We start from the raw sequence: 21,759 nt of genomic DNA on the forward strand, positions 1-21,759 counted from the left end.
GTTTCATTTTTACAAAAGTACGTTAAGCCGCTAATTGTTTAGTAAGGCTTTTTTAGAGAGACGATTGAATTCCGAAAACATTTTAAACTAATAACCGGCCTTTGTCCTGGCAGCAAAAAGCCCCCGAATTTTCGGAGGCTTTAGTATTATAATCGGTTTTAATTAAAAATCCCTATTTCGCCGGCGTAATCACAATATTCCTGAAATCAATCGGCCCGTGGTCACCCTGGATCAATATCGGGCCTGGCTCGCCTTCCCTGCTGTTGATGGCTCCGCCGGTAATGCCTGGTATTTCGGCATTGCATATTACGGTAGTTCCATTAGCAACTACGGTTACCAACCTGCCCACCAGGGTAATATCATAGCTTTGCCATTGACCGGGATCTTTCGCCATCATTTTGTTGGGCGGCAAAAAGCCGTATATCGAACTAAATTGGTTATTGATCGGTTCGGGGTTGCCACTCTTGGTGTCGATGATCTGGCACTCGTATCTGCCGCGCAGGTAAATGCCGCTATTGCTGCCCTGCGGGTACCTGAATTCGATATGCAATTTAAAATCACTAAAAGTTCTATCGGTGATCAGGTTGGCGCCTGAATGCGGGCTTCTTAAAACACCGTTTTGAGCAATCCATTGGTTATCACCGTCAGTATGCCACCCTTTGGTGTTCTTACCGTTGAATAATTTGACAGGTGTGCCCCAAACAGGCGCTTTTTCCCTTGCCATTTTTGGGGCCCTTACTCCTGTCCAGTTATACGAAACGCCATCGGTATAAACCATGGTGCCCTTGATCTGGTCGCCGTTGACTTCAAATTCAAAATCCATATTCCTGTTTCCTTCTTCCCATTGCGGCGGGATAGAAAAACTAAATTTATTACCGCTGGGCTTAACCTCGGAAATAGGCCGTGCGCTGCCAAATGCATAGGTAAAACGGCCAATGAGCGTATGGGTGCCAGATCTCTGCACCTCAAGCCACGAAGGGATGCTTTTACCGCCTTTGTCCATCGTAATATCCCATCGTCCAACCACGTCGGGGTCCTTTGCCAGTCCTGATGATATATGGGCTTGCCCCAATGCGGTGAATGCTGAAAAAACAGCCATTAATAAAATGATTTGTACCCTTAAAAAACGGGGAACCGGCAATACGCCGCTTACAGGTAAGTTTTTCATGCTTTTTTTGATATTTTAAAATTTGGGTTTACGATCCCAAATTAAGTAAAAATTCAGATCAGCAGGCAATTTAATTGACAGATAATTCAATTGGATATCAAAGGATGCGCTGGATTTAAGGGCATTTAAGATTTGATGGTTGCAATTTTCCCGAAATTCCTACCTTGCGGCTACAATCATTGGTATGGAATACGTTTTAGGTATTGATATAGGTACGGGCAGTGTAAAAGCTGTAGCAGTTGATCCGGATGGTAAATCTTTTACCGAACGCCAGCAGCATTACGGATTCAATTCGCCCAACCCCGGCTATCATGAACAAGATCCAGGCGATATCTGGAAGGCTTTTAAAGAGGTCGTTGGCGAGATCATCCTTAAAACCGGCGCACAGCCCCTGGCCGTTGGCCTAAGCAGCGCCATGCACAGTTTGATAGCGGTGGATGAAGACTGCAATGCCCTTGCGCCTATGATCACCTGGGCGGATAACAGGAGTTCAGTCATCGCCCAAAGGCTAAGGGCAACGCCTGAGGGGATGGCGATTTATACAGCTACGGGCACCCCGCTACATGCCATGTCGCCGCTTTGTAAGCTCATTTGGTTAAGAGAAAATAACCCGGACATCTACAGTAAGGCTCAAAAATTTATTGGTATTAAAGAATTTATCTGGCACAAGCTTTTTAACGAATTTGTTATTGACTATTCCATCGCATCAAGTACCGGTTTATTTGATATTGTGAACTTTGAATGGTACCCTGATGCACTTAAAATGGCCGGGATTAACGACAAATTGCTTTCACGCCCCGTGCCCGCCAATTATACTGAAAAATACAAGGTCAGTTTGCCCGATACAGGTTTGTTTATGCCCGGTACACCGGTAACCATAGCGGCAAGCGACGGCTGTTGTGCTAACCTGGGCAGTATGGCCGATAAGCCAGGAGTAGCTGCAATCACTATCGGTACCAGCGGTGCTGTAAGGGTGGCCAGCAATAAGCCCCTACCCAACGAGGCTGCCATGACCTTCAGTTATATTCTCGACGACCAAACCTATATCTGCGGCGGCCCTATTAATAATGGCGGCATAGCCATACAATGGTGGCTCAAAAACTTTTCAGGCCCAGACCTTTCTACTGCTGAATACGAGGTGGCTTTTGAACAGATTGCTGCAATACCCGCCGGAGCCAATGGATTAATATTTTTACCCTACCTTACCGGAGAACGTGCCCCGATATGGGATAGCGAGAGCTGCGGCGTATTTTTCGGTGTAAAATTGCAACATACCAAAGATCACTTTTCCAGAGCTGTGTTGGAGGGCATCTGCTTTGCACTGAAAGACGTACTGGACGCTGTTCAGCAAAATTCAGAACCAATCATACAGGTAAATATCAGCGGCGGCTTTGTTAAAAGCGAAGTTTGGGTAAAGCTGCTGGCGGATATTACATGGAAAAACCTGGCCATTGTGCAATCTGATGATGCCTCGGCCGTTGGCGCCGCTTTTATTGCCATGAAAGCTTGCGGGTTATCTCAAAATTATCCAGCGCCCCTCCTGTCTCAGATGCGGTTCGTCAAACCAGATCCTGAAAATGCGGCGGTATATGCAAAACAATTTGAAATATACCGGCAGCTATACCATGATTTAAAGCCGACCATGCATCAGGTTCATCAATAAAACAATTTATTCATAAACTGACTCTTAGCCAATATGATCTGATGCTATTAAAATGTATAGGCCACCGAATAATGATCTGACATAATTGGCCCCTGTACGAAGCCGACAACCACAGCCCCGTTAATTTTAACTGCATAATCTATCCTTTTATTGGGGTTATTTACACTATAGGTATCGGCATCAGGCGGGCAAATTGTAAATGCAGTGGCTACGGTTGCCGGCTCACGGTTAAAATCACCTGCTGCTTCCCAGGTTTGACCAGGGTTGCCTGCAACAGCATTTATTGCATTTAACAAACCCACCACATCTGGTCCTCCGGGGCTAATGGCGTGCAAACTGAAAATAAAATGGGTGGCGTTATACTGAAAACCTAAAGCGGGCCGCCATATAGGCGCTGCCCCAGGGTATACGATTGTGCCTGAAACGGGTTCTGTACGCGACACAATAGCTAAATTGCAGCGATTGCCGTTTGGGTCTGCCGGGTAAAATAAGATGTATTTTAAGGCGCGTTCTGCACCCCATGTCCAATACTGCAAATTGGCAATACCACAATAGTTTTGATAAACAATTAAAGCCGACTGCGGCACTGCACCACATTCCTGCAGGCAGCAAACATCGGCGCCATTCGAAAAAAAATTCATCACGCCTGTATTCCACTTATTTTCAGTGCTGTGATTTGAGCCTTGCATGTTCCACGTAACTAATTTCATGAGCGTTGTTTTTGATGATAAAATATTTAGGTTGTTATTGTAATTCAGGTTAGCCATGGGCAATTTAAAAAAAGCCGCCGGTGCATCACCCGGTAAAATTCGATGAATTAAACCGGGGCAATAGTTTTTTGCTGATCGAAAGTCTTTAAGTAGATCTGTTGGTAAACATCTGTAAAAAGGTTAAGGTTAATGAGATGCAATTTAACAATATCCGAAAACTTTTTAAGGAATTTATTATTTTATTTTATGCTATCAGTCTATCGGGCGAAACATGATATAGGCATCCACATACCCAAATTCCTGGTGATTAAACCCGCCAGGAATTGTGCCGATTATGTTAAAGCCGCATTTTCTCCAAAGTTTTACTGCTTTTAAATTAGTGCTTACTACCAGGTTATATTGCATCCCTTTGTACCCAAGCGCTTTTGCTATTCCTATTGAATGTGTGCACATTTGGCCTGCTATGCCTTTGCCCCTGTCTACCGGGTCAACCATATAACCGCAGTTAGCAATGTGTGAACCCAAGCCCGGCTGATTGGGTTTGATAAAATACGATCCGGTTATTTTTCCGTTCTCTTCAGCAACAAAAGTGTTCATGCCGGGTGCAAACCATATTTTTTGCATCTCTGCAATACCTGTATCAGGGGCAAATGCAAAAGTATCGCCGGATTGAACAACTAGTTTAAAAATTTCCCAGATTGCGTCGACATCATTTTCAGTGGCTTGCCTTATGCTCATTTTTTTTAAGTTAAACAAGAGACGATTACCTTAGCAAGGTAATAAATCCTGACTCGGTTACTTTGGTATTATAATAGGTGTTTGTTCCCTCAAATATCCAATAATAGGTTCCGGTTGCAGCGGGTAGCCCCCTGAATTTTCCATCCCATAAAATATCCTGTGATTTTGATTCGAAAGTAAGCTGGCCGTAGCGGTTGTAAATCCTTACCGAACCAAATGAGCCAAAACCAGTTATGGTTAATGAAAAGTAGTCGTTAATACCGTCATTATTTGGTGTAAAAGTATTTGCGGCCTTCACCACCGGCGGCGGTGGCGGAAACACAGTAACGTTTACCGGTTTTATAGTAATACACCCCGATTTATTTGTCCCTTTAATATAATAGGTACCGCTATGGGCTATGTGCTGGTAATCTGCAACTATATTCGTTGCGGCCGCATCTTTAAAATATTCGTAAACCGCGTTATTCTGGCGGGTAAAAGTTGAGGAAAGATCCACGGTAACCGGGTAAGTTACAGACGGTGGATCAACAACAGTTATAACCGGGTTAGCAACCACTACATTAACAGGCTGCACGCTGATACAGCCTTCGCGGTTTACTGCTTTGATATAATAGGTGCCGCTGGTTAATATTTTTTGTGGTTTGTACAGGTAATTCAAGCCGTACATATCCGTAAAATAACTTAACTGCAGATCGCTGCTGCTGCCGGCCGTAACAGATGGCAGCGTTAGGTCAACGCCGGTTTTTTCACACCCCCATAAAGTATCGGCCGTTTTAAAAATAAAAGCCGCCTTGTTTTCGCTTACAGTGGTATATAAGGTTTCCCTGCAACCGTAGCCCTCAAACGGCTCCATAATAACGGCATATTTGGTGCCATCTTCAGGCGGCGGCGAAATGCTATACACCTGGCCTACGTGTACTAGTTGCGACAGGTCAGGAGTGTACCACTTATAATTGCCATAGCCTCCGGGTGCGGTTAAAGCCATGGATGTTTGCGTACTGCAATAGGAATTCCCGACAATTGGCGAAGAGCAATCTTCTGCTACATCAAGGTAAGCATACCCAAAGTGACCTCCGAGAGTGCAGTCATTCGTCGCAAACTCCAGCTTCACCTGTTTACCTGCACAACCCTGAAGGTTTATAGTAGCCGGAGCCCAGTCTTTATAATATACCGTTGCCGGTCTTCGCTTGTTTAAAACGGTATCGGAGTGCTTAAAGCCGGACTGCGATAAGGTATCAGAGGCAATAAAATCAAAAGAAGAACAGGTAATGAAAGTATTATCAGTAAGGTTATATGTTTTTACAGTAAACCTGGGTTGCTGAAAGTTAAGGTGCGGTGGGTTTTGTATTACTACAGCATAGTAAAAAGTGATACTATATTTATTGGCACCTTCGGGCACCGTAAATGTATATGAAATGCTTTCGGCCCTTTTACTGGTATCCTGGTTACCCAATTTAATGGAGTGACTGCCGCCGTAAGGGCACAAAGTAGGGAATTTGCCAAACGGATCAATTTGCGGGTAATAATTAGCATCAATTATCGTTTGCCGTCCTGGTGCAGGCTGGCATGAAATAAGCGATAAGTGTCCTAATGAATCAACCCTCCCTGTATCGCAGCTCCATCCATTGAAGGTACCGCTTTCAAAACCAATATTCGGTGGCGGGCAAAAGGTCCCTTGTGCATTTGTTGTTATGCAGCAAAAACAAAGTAAGACAAGCGCGAGGAAAAATACTTTCATTAACTGATAAATATAGTACAATTCAAATCAATAAATTACCTGCACAAACCGCGCTTGTTTTAATCTGAAAAAAACGACAGCAAACATAAAATTTATTGCCCCTTTTTTTATTGACATTATTTCAAATGCCGCTCGTCCAATTTTTAAAATTACAGATAGTTTTATTTATTTTTATGCCCATCATTAAACCTTCTTAAAGTGCAACCAACGGATTTACCTATTACCCCATCAACCGAAACCGGGAAACTAAATGTAATGCATTTAAAGCGTTACTGGAATAAATCCATTTTAAAAAGAGAAGGCAAACTGCCGCAAGGCTCATTTCATGATGAATGGACAATAGATACTACTTTATTGAAAATACTTGGGCTGGGGCTTGAGCAAACAATGACGTTCGTTTTTCGTGAAAGCCCTTCATTTGAACAGTTTGAAAACTGGATAACCACGGTTAGCGGTAACCCCGACGCGGAAAAAATAAAGCAGTTTAACCAGCTGATTATCGGCAGTAATATCGCAAAAAACGAATATGAAACTGAAAATGGTGTACTAACTGCTGACGAACTGGCTTTTTGGGACAAAAATGGCTATGTAATTATCAGGGAAGCCATAAGCAAAGCGGATAGCGACGCGGCTGTAAATGTAATTTGCCGGCATCTTGATATTGACAGATACGATTCAAATACATGGTATAAGGTTCATCCTTCAAAACAGGGGATAATGATACAGCTTTTTCAACACCCCTTGCTTGATAAGAATCGCAATTCGCCAAAGATCCGGAGGGCTTATGAACAATTATGGAATAGGACCGACCTTTGGGTAAATACCGACAGGGTTGGTTTTAATCCGCCCGAGAACGAATATTACCATTTCCCCGGGCCGCGGCTCCATTGGGATTCGAGTATCAAGCAACCTATGCCATTTGGGACACAGGGAATTTTGTACCTGGCTGATACGGCAGCCAACCAGGGAGCGTTTACATTGGTGCCGGGTTTTCAGAACGTGATTGGCGACTGGTTAAATAAGCTGCCCCAGGGAGCAGATCCGCGTAAGCAGGACCTTTACGCTTTAGGGCCGATGCCAATTGCAGCAAACGCGGGTGACTTTATCCTGTGGCACCATGCGCTGCCCCATGGAAGCAGCCCAAATACTTCGTCACTCCCGCGGTTTGTGCAATATATTAACTATGAGCCGTTCGGTCATAAAGAAACCGCTGAATGGCTCTGATTGAAATTTAAACGACCTTATATATTACGTAAAAACCGTTTCAAAATACCGTTTAACTACGCTTGCCATCCGTGGCATTCTTTACTTACTTTTATTTAAAAAACGGCGTTCCCTTAAGCGCCATCATATTAACCTTTTAACCTTATTAAATCATGAAACACAAAAAAGGATGGATAAAAGACAAACCCGATAGCAGGGATTTTAAATATGGGGCTGTTAACCAGACGATAAATGTTTTGCCAACCAAAGTGGACTTACGGCCGCACTGCCCGCCGGTTTATAACCAGGGGCAATACAACTCTTGTACAGGTAACGCCATAGGCGGGGCTTTTGAATACGAAATGATTAAACAGGGTATTACCGACTTTACGCCGGCAAGATTGTTTATTTATTATAATGAACGTGTTGAAGAGGGCGATGTTACCGCAGATAGCGGGGCACAAATACGAACCGGGATGAAAATTGTAAATACGCTGGGCGTGTGTAATGAAACACTATGGCCCTATGATGCTAACGATCTGAAAACGAAGCCAACAGATGAATGCTACCAGGATGCCTTAAATAATGTCGTGACCCAATATTTGTCATTAAGTAACGATTTAGCGCAGTTAAAAACCTGTTTATATAACGGCAGCCCATTTGTGATGGGGATTATCCTGCATTCAAGCTTTGATAACGGGATGGTAGCACAAACAGGCTATGCTTCGGTGCCGGCGCCAGGCGAACCGGTTGTAGGTGGACATGCTGTGCTGGCCGTTGGCTATAATGATAAAGAACAGTACTTTATTGTCCGTAACAGCTGGGGACCCGATTGGGGCGACGCCGGCTACTTTTATTTGCCTTATGGTTATGTAGCAAATAGTAGCCTTGCAAGTGACTTTTGGGCGATACAAGTGGTTAAATAGCTAATGATGGCATAAATAACAATAACCAATTCGTATGGTTTTTATTCCATATCTGTTCCGGCAGGGAATTACACCCTTGTATTCACTTATATTGGATATAACGCCATAGAGCAACTAGTAACCCTTAACCAGAGCCGGGTATATAACGTTAGCCTGCATTCAAAAAGCGAACTGAATGAAGTAGTGATCCGGTCGAACAAGCCGAACAACGACAATGTTACTTCGCCGCAAATGGGCCAGGAAAAGCTAAATATGGCACAGGTAAATAATGTGCCTGTATTATTAGGCGAAAAAGATATCTTAAAAACAATATCACTGCTGCCGGGTATTAAATCGGCAGGTGAAGGAAACACGGGCTTTTATGTGCGCGGCGGGGCCAGCGACCAAAATCTGATACTGCTGGATGAGGCCACCGTATATAATGCATCGCATTTTTTTGGATTTTTCTCAACGTTCAATTCAGATGCTATTAAAGATGTCAGTATCTATAAAGGCGGCATGCCGGCGGAATACGGCGGTCGTTTATCATCGGTACTGGATATAAAAATGAACGATGGGAATAACAAGGATTATACTGTTCAGGGCGGCCTGGGGCTTATATCTTCAAGAATAAAGCTGGAAGGGCCGATCGTTAAAAACAAAGGGTCATTTATGATAAGCGCACGCCGAACATATATCGACTTTTTTTTGCACGCCTCGTCCGACTCCACATTGAAAGGGAGTTCTCTTTATTTTTATGATCTGAACGCGAAAGCCAATTATCATTTCGATGATAAAAACGCCATCTATATTTCAGGGTATTTTGGTAAAGACGTGCTGTTGCTTAAAAATACTTTTGGCACCAACTGGGGCAATTCAACAGGTACCATCCGTTTTAATCATTTATTTAACAATCGCCTTTTTTCAAATACTTCTGTGGTATTCAGCAATTACAACTATACCATCCAGGATTTCCAGAGCAGTAATTATTTTAAAGCCACCTCGCAAATTACGGATGTAAATTTTAAAGAGGACCTGCAATACTCAATGACCTCTGATCATACGCTTAAATTCGGGTTAAATATATTACATCATAACATTGCCCCGGGTAGTATTACCACCAACTCAAACTCAAACTTTAACAATGAAAGCGTTGAGCAAAGGTATGGCTATGAGAATGCTGCCTACCTTAGTGATGAATGGCGTTTAAATAATAAATTGACCTTACTTTATGGAGTGCGGCTAAGCGGATTATTTTTACTGGGTCCCGGTACGTTTAAAACTTATGATGCGGCAGGCAATAGTTTAACATCCCAGACTTATGCTTCGGGGAACACTGTGAAAAGTTATTTAAACCTCGAGCCGCGTTTTACCGCAAGTTATTTATTAAGCGAAAATAGCTCGGTTAAATTCTCTTATAACCGCAACACCCAAAATATTCACCTGTTAAGCAATTCAACCAGCAGCACGCCAACTGACCTGTACGTTTTGAGCAGTAATAATATCAAGCCCGAAATAGCTGACCAGGCAGCAACCGGTTATTTTACCAATTTTGATGAAAATAACTACGAGTTTTCTGCAGAGGTGTATTATAAATGGATGCAAAACCAGATTGATTATAAAGATGGGGCCCAATTGATCGTTAATCCTGATGTTGAATCCTTGTTAACTTATGGCAGCGGCAGGGCATACGGTATCGAGCTTTTTTTAAAGAAAAAGTTTGGCCGGTTCAACGGGTGGGTAGGTTATACGTTATCACGTACCGAACTGAAATTCGCGGCCATCAATAATGGCCGGTATTTTCCGGCAAGGCAGGACCGCACGCATGATCTTTCTGTCGTAGGGATTTACCAGTTAAATAAACGATGGACCTTTTCAAGCGATTTTGTATACGGAACCGGCAACGCGGTTAGCTTTCCTACGGGCAAATACCAGATCGGCGGTTTAACCACGTTTTCCTATTCTTCGCGTAACGGTTACCGCATGCCATCAGCCAACCGGCTGGATATAGGCGCCACTTTGGAAGGGAAAGAGCATAAAAAATACCATTCGAGCTGGACTTTTGGGATTTATAATGTTTATGCGCACCGCGATCCTTATATTATTACTTTTCGCGATAGCAAGACAAACCCAAACACCACCGAAGCTGTGGAGACCAGTATCTTTGCTACAAGGATACCTTCAATTACCTGGAATTTTAAATTTTGAACGGGATGAGGATGAAGAACATTAAGATATATATAGCTACCCTGGTTATTGCAGCAGTAAGCATTTCGTGTAATAAGGTGATCGATTTGAAGCTGGCAAACAATAGCGGAAAATTGGTTATTGAGGGCAATATCACCAATGTTTCAGGTCCGCAATTTATTACCCTTAGCCGCAATGTGCCTTTTACTTCTACAAATACCTACCCGCCCGTTTCGGGTGCAATAGTCACTGTTAGTGATGACGAAGGGCACACTTACCCGTTTTCCGAGGATCCGAATGGCACATACACCACACCACAAATGGCCGGGATAGCAGGCAGGACATATAAAATGACCGTGGTGACAGGTGGAGTAACTTATACCGCAACTTCTGTAATGCCTGCCACGGTTCCAATTGATTCCGTCACTTCAAAAAACAATGATTTCGACCCCAAAAAAAATCGGAAAGAAGTCACCATCCACTTGCAGGATCCTTCGGATGTTGCAAACCAGTACCGGTTTGTACTTTGGGTAAACAGCGTTCAGGTTGATGCGATTTTTGCTTTTGACGACGAATTTACCAACGGCAGATATGTAAACGGCGACCTAGTTGAAAATGCAACTGATATTTATCCCGGTGATTCGGTAAGGGTTGAAATGCAATGCATAGATAAGCCGATTTTTACTTACTGGGTTACCCTGATGAATCAGCAATTGGGTGGGCCCGGTGGCGGCGTCGCACCTTCAAACCCGCCATCAAATATAAGCCCGGCATGCCTGGGTTATTTCAGCGCGCATACCACGCAAACGGTAAGTATAGTAGTGAAATAGGACAAGCAATACAATCGTCAATAAGCCGCAGGGACTACAATAACCGGTATTTTTGAGTGATGGATGATTGACTGCGATATACTCCCCTTAAATAAAAGACTTAACCCTGTACGTCCATGAGTACCGGAAACGATAAGATAAGTTCCCCGTTGAACAGCAATTTTAGTGACTGAAGAAAGGATATCTCCTACCGGCGTTAACACTTCGGTTTCAATACCTGCTCCATGCTTCTCTTTCATTTCAACCAGGAAAGTCTCCACCTCTGCCTTTGCGGCCATCAAAGCATCATCCGGAAATATACCCGCGTCAGGATTTCCAAGGAAATCGATGGGGTCGATTACACTTAACAGAATAACTTCTGCTGAAAGGTCCCTCGCTAAATTGAAACCAAATTGTATCGCCTTAACCGAAGGGGCGCTGTCATCCGCAACAATTAATATTTTACCGGTTTTCATTCTAAAAATTTTTAGCGAGTAAAATTCCGGAGTAAGTTGCTAAAAAACCGAGCGCTAAACTCCCGCAGGTATAGGCCATGAAGGTAAGTAGCTGATTATTTGTCAGCAGCAGAATATTTTCTGAAGAAAATGAAGAAAACGTTGTATAACCACCGCAAATACCCGTAATCAAAAAGATCCGCCAGGGCAATGATGCTGCTCCAAATCGCGTTTCGGAAAAATAGAAGATAAAAAAACCGATCAGGAAACAGCCGGTTACGTTAACAATGAAAGTGCCATAAGGAAATGCCGAAACAATACTTCTGTTGACTACCCTGCTAACAATATAGCGCAACAGGCTACCAATACCACCCCCGATAAAAATCAATAGCCAGGTTTTCATGTTAGTTGTTGAAAAGTTGTAATGTTGTAATGTTGAAAGGTTAAAAATAGGCAATTACGGCTGATAGTAGAATATTTCTCAAAATTCAGTTGTGTAAAACAAAACTTTGCAACATTTCAACCTTCCAACAAGCTCCACTACTTTACCCCCATTGCGTATTTAATGCCACCTAAAAGATGACCTAAATAAAGCGGGTCTGAGTAAGATTCATCGGTATGGCCAAGTTCTGTATAAAACGCCCTGCCCCCGTCATATTCATGATACCAGCTCATGGGGTGATTGTCGCCGTTGGCACCGCCCGTATAGCTTTTTTCGTCAATCGTGATCAGCACATGCAAATTAGGCGCTATCCACTTATAGTTGTACCATTCATCAAAGCGTTTCCACTCATCAGGTAAGTTTTTGGTGGCCACAAAGTTATGGTCGATAATATGAAGTGTAGCCATTTGCTGGGCCGGATGGCTTTTAAAATATGCCCCCACAAGATTGCCGTACCAGGCCCAATCGTACTCGGTGTCGGTAGCGGCATGTACACCAACAAAACCGCCGCCTGCACGGATGTATTTTTCAAATTCAGCCTGTTGGGCATCATTCAAAACATCACCGGTTGTACTCAAAAATATCACTGCTGCGTACTGTTTCAGATTATCATAAGTGAATTTCTTTGAATCGGTTGTGGTATCTACATCAAAGTTGTTCTCCTTACCGAGCTTCATAATTGCAGTGACACCAACAGCAATTGAAGCATGGTGAAACCCCATGGTTTTACTGAAAACAAGCACTTTTGGTTTAGCAAAAGCACTTAAGCTGATGAGTAATAATATGTTTATTATTAATATTTTATGTTTCATTTTGTTAGTTTATTAAGTTTATAATGTTAATTGGTTGATTAAGTTATTTAAGGCGAGTAGTTTCTGTTTTATTATGTTGATTCAAACCTGCATCTGAAGATTGTTCCAACACAATCAACAACTCAACTGTCCAACTTAATCAACCTAAATTCCCCTTCTTCAATTCATCTGCCGCAAAATTAGCTGCGCGGGCAGTTAAAGCCATATAAGTTAACGACGGATTTTGGCAAGCGGATGAAACCATACAGGAGCCATCAGTAACAAATACGTTTTTGGCATCCCAAACCTGGTTGTGTTCGTTTAGTACTGAGGTTTTCGGGTCGCGGCCCATGCGGGCTGTACCCATCTCGTGGATGCCATCGCCTACGTTATGCCCGTGATCCCAGGTTTGCACGTTTTTAACGCCGGAGATCTCCAGCATTTCTTTAGCCTCAGCAACAATATCTACCCGCATTTTTTTCTCATTATCCTTAATTTCTGCATCCATGGCTAAAATAGGTAAACCCCATTTATCTTTTCGGTTTGGGTCGAGGGTTATTTTATTTTCATGATATGGCAGTAATTCGCCAAAGCCACCTATGCCGATCGACCATTGCCCGGGCTCAGTTATCGCTTCTTTAAATGCTGCGCCAACGTTCAACTCCGCAACATTCCTGCTCCAGCCCTCGCGGCTTGCCCCGCCCTGGTAACCAAAGCCGCGCATAAAATCACGTTTTTTATTGTCGCCCGGCAAATTGGCAAACCTTACTACGTAAACCCCATTTGGTCGCCTGCCGAAGTAATATTTATCCTCGAAACCCTCAACCGTTCCGGATGCACCCAAATTATAATGATGATCCATAATATTATGCCCAAGTTCGCCGCTGCTGCTACCCAGGCCGCCTTCCCAAACGTCCGTTGCAGAATTCATTAATACCCAGGCGCTGTTTAACGTTGATGCGTTTACGAAGACTATTTTGGCATGATATTCATAGGTTTGGTGTGTTTCGGCATCCACAATCTCCACTCCTGTGGCTTTCTGTGTATTTTTATCGTATATGATTTTGGTTACTATAGAGAAAGGCCGAACGGTTAAATTGCCGGTGGCTACAGCGGCGGGCAACGTAGATGATTGTGTGCTGAAATATCCTCCAAAAGGGCAGCCTTCCCAGCAGCGGTTACGGAAATGGCAGGCTGTACGTCCCGGGATGGCTTCCGTAAGGTTGGCGCTCCGGCCTATGATCATGTGCCGGTTGTTATTATAGTGCTGTTTAATGCGCGCGGCTACATCTTTCTCCACCACATTTAAATCCATCGGTTTTAAAAAATGACCATCAGGCAATTGTGGCAGCCCTTCGATGGAACCGTTTACGCCGGCAAACCTCTCTACGTGATCATACCACGGTGCAAGATCCTTATAACGAATCGGCCAGTCAATCGCCCAGCTATCTTTTAAATTTGCTTCAAAATCAAAGTCGCTCCATCGGTAACTCTGACGTCCCCATAAAATAGAACGCCCGCCCAGTTGGTAAGCACGCCACCAGTTAAATGGTTTTACCTCTGTATAGGGTGCATCCTGCTCGTTGGCCCAATAGTCCATAATAGGTTCGGTGGCGCCCCATCCGCGCGAAATTACCGGGCGGACTTTGCGTTGCTCCTGTGTAACGCTGCCCCTGTGCTCAAACTCCCAGGGATCTTTTGCGGCGGTTTTATAGTCTTTTAAATGTTCAAAATTACGACCGCGCTCCAGCATAATTGTTTTTAAGCCGCGGCCGGTTAACTCTTTTGCGGCCCATCCCCCGCTGATGCCTGATCCGATTACAATTGCATCATAAGTATATTGGGCCTTTGCTTTGCCATTAATATTAACAGTATCTGCTGACATTGTTTATTGATTGTTTTGAACGTGAAAATTTGACTAATTGGTTATACAATAATATCGATTAGGATTTAAATATCAAGAATTTTAATTGTTCTGAAAACAATTATATCAATATTGATACTTGTGTAGCAATTAAGAAGCACCAGCATGCTTATCAGGTTTGATATTTAAGCCCGGATACTTTAAAATTCGTAATTTGCACAATTCCATTACAAATAATGAGCATCAGCGATTTTGGCTTACAGGATATAAAAAAAGAATTGCAGCATTTGTCGTCCATACAAACAGCTGAATTGATCCTGCGCCTTGCCCGTTATAAAAAGGAAAATAAAGAACTGCTGGCTTACCTGCTGTTTGAAGCGAGCAACGAACAGGCATTTATCGAAAAAGTTAAAGCTGAAGTGGGTTTTATGTACAGCCAGTTACCTGTGCAAAGTTATAATGCAGCCAAATACCTGCGTAAAACATTAAGGCTGATCGGAAAGTACACTAAATTTGTCGGCTCCAAACAAGCCGAAATAGACCTGCTGCTTAATTTTTGTACTAATTATATTGAATATACTGACAGGAAGACATCCTATAAACCTATGCGCCTGATCCTGGTAAGGCAAATCATCAAGATACGGACACTAATAGGCAAATTGCATGAGGACCTCCAGTTTGATTACAACGAAAATTATAACAGCTTGCTGAATGAAGCTGAAAAAAGATTTCCCTGGTTTTACAAGAATGAACATACGCTGTAACATTTACAGGGCGGTAACATCTAATCAATAAAAATTAACTGATAGTGGCAGATAAAGAGGCAGCTTTTAAGAAGATTTACGAAGCCAATTCAAAAAAGATCTACCATTTGTGCTACGGCTATACGGGGGATGATGATGCTGCGAGCGACCTTTTACAGGAAACCTTTTTAAAAGTCTGGCAAAATCTTGAAAAATTCCGCAACCAGGCAATGATCTCTACCTGGATTTACCGCATTGCCGTAAATACCTGTCTTACCTACCTGCGTTCAGAAAAACGCCAGGCAAAAGACGAGTTGACACCATTTATTTCGGAAAACAAAAAAGAAGAACTATCTGAAAAAAACGAACAGGTGGCGCTGCTTTATAAATGTATATCGAAGCTGGAAGAATCAGAAAGAATAATTATAACGATGGTGCTTGACGAAGTGCCATACCCAGAAATTGCGGAAGTTTCGGGCATATCAGAAGGGAATTTGAGGGTGAAAATACATCGCATAAAACAAAAATTAACAGAATTGTATAACCACTATGAAAGAGTTTGAGCATTTGATGTCGGTTTGGCAGGGACAGCCAAAACCCGACAAGCTTTCGGTGGATGAAGCGCTGAAGCAGGTTAAGAAAGGGATCCGCGGCATCACCAGCAGGTTATACTGGGGTATTGTTGCGATGGTGGCCCTGGTGGTTTGCGCTTTTATCATTACCTTCTTTTTCGCTTTTAGGTCGCCCGCCACTACTACCGGCATCCTTATCATTTTGGTGGCCATGCTGATGTATTTGTCCCTTATAGTACGTCATTACCACATTCTTAACAAACACGACCTCACCCAAAATCCAACTGAATACTTAAACACCCTTAAAGAATACCAAAAAAACCGCAGCAAAGTTATCGGCTGGTTTTATTATGTATTTATGCTGCTGATAAGTACGGGTCTTGCTTTATATTTTATTGAGGTACTGGAGAATGCGCCGCTTTACTTTAAGCTGATCACCTATGGCTCAACCATTATATGGTTCCTGTTCATCACCTTTTATCTAAAGCCCCGGATGTTTAAAAACGAAGAGGAAAAGCTGAATTTAATGATCGACCGCTTAATTCGCTTGCAGGAGCAGTTTGATTAATTGGAAAATGTGTTAATTTGAATATTTGAAAATGAAGTTTGATCTTAATCATCTTCAAATTTTCAAATCGTCAAATTTTCAAATTAAAAATGGTTACAATACAACGCGTACAACATTCTGAAGCCGATACCTTGCTTGCTTTTAGCAAAAAAACATTTTATGAATTCTTCGACCATCTGAACGAACCTGCCAATATGGAGGCTTATTCGTCAGTTGCATTTACGCCGCAAAGGATTCGGTCCGAACTATCAAACCCGAATTCCGAATTTTATTTTGCCATGCTGGATAATGAAGTTGTAGGCTATCTGAAGCTAAATTTTAATGATGCCCAAACCGAATTTAAGGATACAAACGCAATTGAGGTTGAGCGAATTTATGTATCCGGCGAACATCATGGCAAACGTATCGGTAAACAACTGATGGATTTTGCGCTTGATATCGCCCGCGCTAAACAACTTGAATATGTGTGGCTGGGCGTTTGGGAACATAATGACAAAGCTATGGGTTTTTATGAACGCTATGGCTTTGAAATATGCGGGAGCCATGAATTTATGTTGGGGGATGATCTGCAAACGGATTTGTTGATGAAGAAGATGCTTGTCTGAACTAAGATTCGTAGGATTTGTGGATTATAGGATTTTGACGATCAGATATGCTTAACTTAGGGCATGAAATTGTTGTTTCTGCTTTTCACATTATTTCCGGCCATTGGTTTTTGCCAGCTTTCAAATAATAAGATCGTGGGCAAGTGGCGTGGCGTTTATTTCTCCAATATTGCCTATGATGTGCATACTGGAAAACCTAAAGATTCTGCGGTATTATCTGACCCTGACACGTGCATTTTCATTTTCAACAAAAACAATACGACGAGTATAAACTATACCGGTAACTCCAGGAATATGGAATTTAAAGGGCCACTTAAATTCACGTACAAAATATTGCCTGGTTCAATTATACGGTTTAATGAAAAAGATTCAAAAACTTTAAGCACGTTCCGGATTAGCAGCGATACTTTGTATTTTCGACCTTACCCACCAAAACTTCGAGAATCAATTGAATTATTTTATTTGATGAAATTCGTTAGATGCAACTGAGAAATGCATTCCCATCCCCAAATCTAACAAATCCTACGAACAGCGCAGCTATCTTGAGTTCCATTGAAGAATAAATTACTGACAAAAAATCTTAATCTATCCACGCATAAACGGATTAAAATTCCTCGTCCCTATTTCCATCCCCGCGGCGCGGCAAACCGTTTTTTCGCCGAACTTAAAGTTGATCTTATCCATAGCCTGGTAAAGTTTTATCCGTTCTTCGTTATCTTCAAACAGGTTGATTTGGTAAAGCCCGCTGCACAGGTTGCTTAACCTCACCCCTATTAATCTAATCGGACGGTTGCTGTTCCATGCGCTGGTTAACAGGTTTTTTACACCTGGGATCAGTATATGCTCTGCAGCCGTTAGTGCGATCTTTTCCTGCTGGGTATGCGTCTCAAAATTAGCATAGCGCACTTTTATTGCAAGACAAGAGGCGAGTTTGTTTTCGCGGCGGAGTTTCGAGGCCAGTTCCTCCGTCATGGATACCAGTATGGTCTCAATCTTTTGCCGGTCGGAGATATTGGCATGAAAGGTATGTTCTGTTGAGATTGATTTGCGCTCACTGGCTGATACCACTTCACCTTCGTCAATACCGTTCGCCTTATCCCACAAAAACCTGCCATATTTGCCTAAAATGGTTTCTAAAAACTTCAGGTTAGTGCGCTGCAGGTCGCCTATTTTTTCGATGCCATACGGGTATAATTTTGCAGCGGTACTCTCGCCAAGCCCGGGGATCTTATTGATGTTAAGCGGGGCCAAAAATGCTTTTTCTTTGCCGTGCGGTATATACAGTTGCCCGTTTGGCTTTGCCTGGTTGGTGGCCATTTTAGCCACCGTTTTGCCCGATGACATGCCGAACGAAATAGGCAGGCCGGTTTCCCTGATTACCCTTTGCCGAACTTCGCTGGCATGTTGGTAGCAGTTATGGAAGCGGTCCATCCCAGTATAATCAATATAAAACTCATCCACGGAGGTTTTTTGATACAGTGGTACCGATTGCCGGATGATCTCGGTAACCTCTGCACTGGCTTCTGAATACCGGCCGTGAGCTCCTCTTACGATAATGGCATGAGGGCAAAGGCGCATGGCCTGTTTCATGGGCATGGCCGAGTGGATGCCGAACTTGCGGGCCTCGTAACTGCATGATGCTACTACGCCCCTGTCGGCCGCCCCACCGATGAGTACCGGCTTGCCGATCAGCGACGGATCGAACTTACGCTCCACCGAAACGAAGAAAGAATCAAGGTCGATATGCATGATGATCCGTTTGGCGCTCATAGCACAAATGTAAAAAAAAGTTTGGTATTTGCTAAAAATATTAGTAAAATTGTTTTATTAAATCAATGCAAAATGACAGGTTATCACGACTACCTAATATTGCTAACGCCACCAGCCAGCATCATTAATAACGTTAAGAAATTGAAAGAACAGAGTTTTTCAATGATAGGCGAATATGAGAGCCGCCACTCAAAGGCGCACATTACCGTTCAACCTTGGCCACGAAAACGCCCAGTTTGGATTGAGCCGCTGCTGCCCAAGTTGGAGCGCGACCTGCAAACCTTGCCGCCCCTGGTAATGGATATTAATGGTTTTGATTTTTTCGACCAGCAGGAATTCCAAACCATCTACGCCAAATTAACAAGCACCCCGGCAACAAAGCTTTGGTTTAAGCTGCTGCGCCGATTTTTTAATACATCGCCGTTTGAGCCGCATATTACTATAACCCGCAATATACCGCACCATAATTTCAAACAGCTTTGGCCCCGGTTTAAGACCTTGCCATGGAACGAGCGTTTCAGCATTGATAAATTGACGATCCTACGCCGGGAAACCATTGGGTACGACAAAACTTTTAAACCATATAATGAGATATCTTTTAATAAAAAGCTGGATTTTTTTGAATTTACCAATTTTAAACTCAAGCAGCCTGCAATGTCTTCAGCTAAAAATGATGGCAAACAATTTAGCCTGTTTTGAAAAAGTCCGGAAGTCAGTAAAGTCCGAAAGAAGCTGCAACAGATCCTTCGGCAGAAAAAACCTAAATTATATAGAGGATTTTTTACTTTACACGGATATTAGTTTGTTTTAACGGAATAACTTTGCTTTATGAAAGATTATTTTCTCAACCTTTTTAACTATGACAGGTTTGCCAATGAACTGATAACCGAAACTATCATCAAAGGAAACAATCCCGAAAAGCCAGTAAAATTAATGGCGCATTTATTTGCAGCCCAGCAAATATGGCTCAGTCGCTGCGCTGATTTTCCGGGCGCGCCCGGTACCACCTGGCCCGACTGGCAGGCAGATGCTTTTGCCGGTATTATGGAAACCAACAACGCCCGCTGGCTTCGATTCCTCGAAGGGCTTGAGCCTGCAGATTTTGACCGTATCATCAGCTATAAAACCCTAAAGGGCGATAGTTACCAAAATAAACTAGTCGATATTTTAACGCATGTCATTAATCATGGCACCCACCACAGAGCGCAGGCCGGCCAACATTTAATTGCCGCCGGGTTTGAAACATTGCCTCCTACAGATTATATATTTTTCGTCAGGTAAAATTTTAGCGCTTTCTATTTTTATCTTTGACGCAGTTTTAATTTCGCCTGATGAAAAAAATAATCCTGCCAATAATTGCCGCTTTTATTATCTCCGGATGTGCCGATAATAAAGCACAGGAAAAAGCCGCTTTGGATAGCGTGCTCGCTATACACGAAAAAGTAATGGGAAGTGATGAGTCGCTGCTGAAAAACAAGACGCTTTTGGACAGTTTATTAAAAAAAGACACAACAGCTTTGTTAAAAGATTCTGTGACCAGGCATTTAAGCGAGGTGATCAACGCCGACAGTGCCATGGATAACTGGATGCATAATTTTGATGCGGATTTGACCGGTAAGTTGCCTGTTGAAAGGATGATTTACCTGCGTTCGCAAAAAAAGATGATCACAAAGGTCGACTCCCAGATCAACGCCGCGTTGTTGGCATCTGACAGGTATCTTAAAAATATGAAAATGAAATGAGAAAACTGATTTTAGCTGTTGCCGCCATCCTGCTATGGAGCGCCTGTAAATTCAATAGTAAATCCGGCAACACTTTACCCATTTACGGAAACCGGCAGGCGGTTACCAGGATAGTGAATGGACAAACCGTCACTGATACCCTTTATCAAACCATTCCGCCTTTTAAACTGGTGAACCAATACGGCGATAGCATCTGTAATAGTGATCTTAACGGTAAAATATATGTCGCTGATTTCTTTTTTACCAGTTGCCCATCTATTTGCCCTGTAATGCAGCGCAATATGCTTAATGTGTACAACGCCTATAAAAATACTGCTGATGTAAAGATCCTCTCTTACACCATCGATCCTAAATACGATAGCGTAAAAGTTTTAAAAAAATATGCTGATAAATTGGGAGTTACCGGCAATATGTGGTGGTTTATACAAGGCAAAAAGGATGATACCTACCGCCTCGCCGAAAAAAGTTACCTGGTGGCGGTAAGCCAGGATACAACAGTACCCGGCGGCTATGTGCACCAGGGTTATTTTGTGCTGGTGGATAAACAAAAACGGGTACGCGGCTCGTATGATGGCACAAATCCGCAGCAGGTAAGTCAGCTGATAGATGATATTAAAATACTAAAAGCAGAGCCTGCGCCTGTAGCCAACCCATGAAATTTAAAGTAATTATTGGAGTTTTGTGCCTGTTGTTTATACTGGCAGTTTCCTGCCAGAGCCCGCAAAGTATTGAATTTGCCCGTTACTATTCATCAGGAAGCCTGCTCTACCAAAGCCATTGCCAAAATTGCCATGGTGCAAAGGGCGAAGGTTTGAATGCATTGATCCCTCCGCTGACCGATACCGTATTTATAAAGAATAATATCCACCAGCTGCCCTGCCTGGTAAAAAACGGTTTAAGAGGAAAATTAACCATCGACAAAAGAGATTTTACGGAGAAAATGCCGCCTAACGACCTTGCTCCTATTGAAATCGCCAACGTGCTCACGTATGTTGCCAATTCTTTCGGTAATAAGCGCGGTACTATAGATGTTGCACAGGTTGGAACAGACCTGAGTAATTGTAAATAATGCCCTTAATTACCCTT

The 21,759-nt window shown here is 42.9% G+C and carries 23 protein-coding genes and 1 pseudogene; 15 read left to right on the forward strand and 9 right to left on the reverse strand.

From position 1 onward, the window contains the following. Positions 1-172: 172 nt before the first annotated feature. A complete protein-coding gene (locus MgSA37_RS13780; protein ID WP_197706133.1) occupies positions 173-1,168 on the reverse strand; it encodes a 3-keto-disaccharide hydrolase in 996 nt (331 codons plus the stop codon). 184 nt (positions 1,169-1,352) lie between these two features. On the opposite strand from MgSA37_RS13780, the gene MgSA37_RS13785 reads away from it, so the two are divergent. Beyond that, on the forward strand, positions 1,353-2,831 hold the full coding sequence (locus MgSA37_RS13785) for a gluconokinase (protein WP_096352687.1): 1,479 nt from the start codon (positions 1,353-1,355) through the stop codon (positions 2,829-2,831). Positions 2,832-2,878: 47 nt separating this feature from the next. Here the strand turns inward: MgSA37_RS13785 and MgSA37_RS13790 are convergent, their stop codons facing one another. From MgSA37_RS13790 to MgSA37_RS13800, 3 genes are all read right to left on the reverse strand, one after another. Then, complete coding sequence (locus MgSA37_RS13790; RefSeq protein WP_157750571.1) at positions 2,879-3,541, reverse strand: endonuclease/exonuclease/phosphatase family protein; 663 nt, start codon at positions 3,539-3,541, stop codon at positions 2,879-2,881. Between the two features lie 252 nt (positions 3,542-3,793). Next, entirely contained in the window at positions 3,794-4,279 is a 486-nt protein-coding gene (locus MgSA37_RS13795) for a GNAT family N-acetyltransferase (RefSeq protein WP_096352690.1), read from the reverse strand. A gap of 25 nt (positions 4,280-4,304) precedes the next feature. Then, positions 4,305-6,017, reverse strand: coding sequence for a gliding motility-associated C-terminal domain-containing protein (locus tag MgSA37_RS13800; RefSeq protein ID WP_096352692.1), 1,713 nt, complete (start codon positions 6,015-6,017; stop codon positions 4,305-4,307). Between the two features lie 198 nt (positions 6,018-6,215). Here MgSA37_RS13800 and MgSA37_RS13805 point away from each other — a divergent pair, with 198 nt between their 5' ends. The 4 genes and pseudogenes from MgSA37_RS13805 to MgSA37_RS13820 all read left to right on the forward strand — a co-directional run bounded on the left by MgSA37_RS13805 (position 6,216) and on the right by MgSA37_RS13820 (position 11,142). Continuing rightward, positions 6,216-7,241: a phytanoyl-CoA dioxygenase family protein gene (locus MgSA37_RS13805; protein WP_232010862.1), complete on the forward strand. Its 1,026-nt coding sequence runs from the start codon at positions 6,216-6,218 to the stop codon at positions 7,239-7,241. A gap of 152 nt (positions 7,242-7,393) precedes the next feature. Beyond that, positions 7,394-8,146 (forward strand): C1 family peptidase, encoded by a 753-nt coding sequence (locus MgSA37_RS13810; RefSeq protein WP_096352693.1) that lies wholly within the window; start codon positions 7,394-7,396, stop codon positions 8,144-8,146. 18 nt (positions 8,147-8,164) lie between these two features. After that, positions 8,165-10,333: pseudogene (locus MgSA37_RS13815) on the forward strand (TonB-dependent receptor); the annotation flags it as partial. A gap of 11 nt (positions 10,334-10,344) precedes the next feature. Further along, positions 10,345-11,142 (forward strand): DUF4249 domain-containing protein, encoded by a 798-nt coding sequence (locus MgSA37_RS13820; protein ID WP_096352696.1) that lies wholly within the window; start codon positions 10,345-10,347, stop codon positions 11,140-11,142. 17 nt (positions 11,143-11,159) lie between these two features. Here the strand turns inward: MgSA37_RS13820 and MgSA37_RS13825 are convergent, their stop codons facing one another. The 4 genes from MgSA37_RS13825 to MgSA37_RS13840 form a co-directional block, all read right to left on the reverse strand. Then, positions 11,160-11,597 carry a universal stress protein gene (locus MgSA37_RS13825; protein WP_096352697.1) on the reverse strand — a complete coding sequence of 146 codons (438 nt, stop codon included), beginning with the start codon at positions 11,595-11,597 and terminating at the stop codon, positions 11,160-11,162. Between the two features lies 1 nt (position 11,598). Then, on the reverse strand, positions 11,599-11,979 hold the full coding sequence (gene crcB, locus MgSA37_RS13830) for a fluoride efflux transporter CrcB (protein WP_096352699.1): 381 nt from the start codon (positions 11,977-11,979) through the stop codon (positions 11,599-11,601). Positions 11,980-12,116: 137 nt separating this feature from the next. Continuing rightward, positions 12,117-12,830, reverse strand: a complete 714-nt coding sequence (locus MgSA37_RS13835) for a ThuA domain-containing protein (protein ID WP_096352700.1) — start codon at positions 12,828-12,830, stop codon at positions 12,117-12,119. A 139-nt stretch (positions 12,831-12,969) separates the two neighbouring features. Further along, positions 12,970-14,694: a GMC oxidoreductase gene (locus MgSA37_RS13840; RefSeq protein ID WP_096352702.1), complete on the reverse strand. Its 1,725-nt coding sequence runs from the start codon at positions 14,692-14,694 to the stop codon at positions 12,970-12,972. A gap of 215 nt (positions 14,695-14,909) precedes the next feature. On the opposite strand from MgSA37_RS13840, the gene MgSA37_RS13845 reads away from it, so the two are divergent. The 5 genes from MgSA37_RS13845 (at position 14,910) to MgSA37_RS29750 (ending at position 17,650) form a co-directional block, all read left to right on the forward strand. Next, positions 14,910-15,437 (forward strand): hypothetical protein, encoded by a 528-nt coding sequence (locus MgSA37_RS13845; RefSeq protein WP_096352703.1) that lies wholly within the window; start codon positions 14,910-14,912, stop codon positions 15,435-15,437. A gap of 44 nt (positions 15,438-15,481) precedes the next feature. Beyond that, positions 15,482-15,979: an RNA polymerase sigma factor gene (locus MgSA37_RS13850; protein WP_096352705.1), complete on the forward strand. Its 498-nt coding sequence runs from the start codon at positions 15,482-15,484 to the stop codon at positions 15,977-15,979. Further along, positions 15,966-16,556 carry a hypothetical protein gene (locus MgSA37_RS13855; RefSeq protein ID WP_096352706.1) on the forward strand — a complete coding sequence of 197 codons (591 nt, stop codon included), beginning with the start codon at positions 15,966-15,968 and terminating at the stop codon, positions 16,554-16,556. The genes MgSA37_RS13850 and MgSA37_RS13855 overlap by 14 nt, the downstream gene beginning before the upstream one ends. Before the next feature lie 89 nt (positions 16,557-16,645). Then, positions 16,646-17,161 carry a GNAT family N-acetyltransferase gene (locus MgSA37_RS13860; protein ID WP_096352708.1) on the forward strand — a complete coding sequence of 172 codons (516 nt, stop codon included), beginning with the start codon at positions 16,646-16,648 and terminating at the stop codon, positions 17,159-17,161. A gap of 63 nt (positions 17,162-17,224) precedes the next feature. Beyond that, a complete protein-coding gene (locus tag MgSA37_RS29750) occupies positions 17,225-17,650 on the forward strand; it encodes a lipocalin family protein (protein WP_096352709.1) in 426 nt (141 codons plus the stop codon). A gap of 96 nt (positions 17,651-17,746) precedes the next feature. Here MgSA37_RS29750 and dinB read toward each other — a convergent pair whose 3' ends face one another. Further along, entirely contained in the window at positions 17,747-18,931 is a 1,185-nt protein-coding gene (gene dinB, locus MgSA37_RS13870; RefSeq protein ID WP_096352711.1) for a DNA polymerase IV, read from the reverse strand. A 72-nt stretch (positions 18,932-19,003) separates the two neighbouring features. Here dinB and MgSA37_RS13875 point away from each other — a divergent pair, with 72 nt between their 5' ends. From MgSA37_RS13875 to MgSA37_RS13895, 5 genes are all read left to right on the forward strand, one after another. Next, positions 19,004-19,630, forward strand: coding sequence for a 2'-5' RNA ligase family protein (locus MgSA37_RS13875; RefSeq protein ID WP_157750572.1), 627 nt, complete (start codon positions 19,004-19,006; stop codon positions 19,628-19,630). Positions 19,631-19,759: 129 nt separating this feature from the next. Continuing rightward, positions 19,760-20,212 carry a DinB family protein gene (locus MgSA37_RS13880; RefSeq protein ID WP_096352715.1) on the forward strand — a complete coding sequence of 151 codons (453 nt, stop codon included), beginning with the start codon at positions 19,760-19,762 and terminating at the stop codon, positions 20,210-20,212. A gap of 50 nt (positions 20,213-20,262) precedes the next feature. Then, complete coding sequence (locus MgSA37_RS13885) at positions 20,263-20,673, forward strand: hypothetical protein (RefSeq protein ID WP_096352716.1); 411 nt, start codon at positions 20,263-20,265, stop codon at positions 20,671-20,673. Further along, entirely contained in the window at positions 20,670-21,329 is a 660-nt protein-coding gene (locus MgSA37_RS13890; RefSeq protein ID WP_096352718.1) for an SCO family protein, read from the forward strand. Before MgSA37_RS13885 ends, MgSA37_RS13890 begins: the two co-directional genes overlap by 4 nt. Then, positions 21,326-21,742, forward strand: coding sequence for a c-type cytochrome (locus MgSA37_RS13895; RefSeq protein WP_096352719.1), 417 nt, complete (start codon positions 21,326-21,328; stop codon positions 21,740-21,742). Before MgSA37_RS13890 ends, MgSA37_RS13895 begins: the two co-directional genes overlap by 4 nt. Positions 21,743-21,759 lie beyond the last annotated feature (17 nt).

Source organism: Mucilaginibacter gotjawali (assembly GCF_002355435.1).
Lineage (GTDB): Bacteria > Bacteroidota > Bacteroidia > Sphingobacteriales > Sphingobacteriaceae > Mucilaginibacter > Mucilaginibacter gotjawali.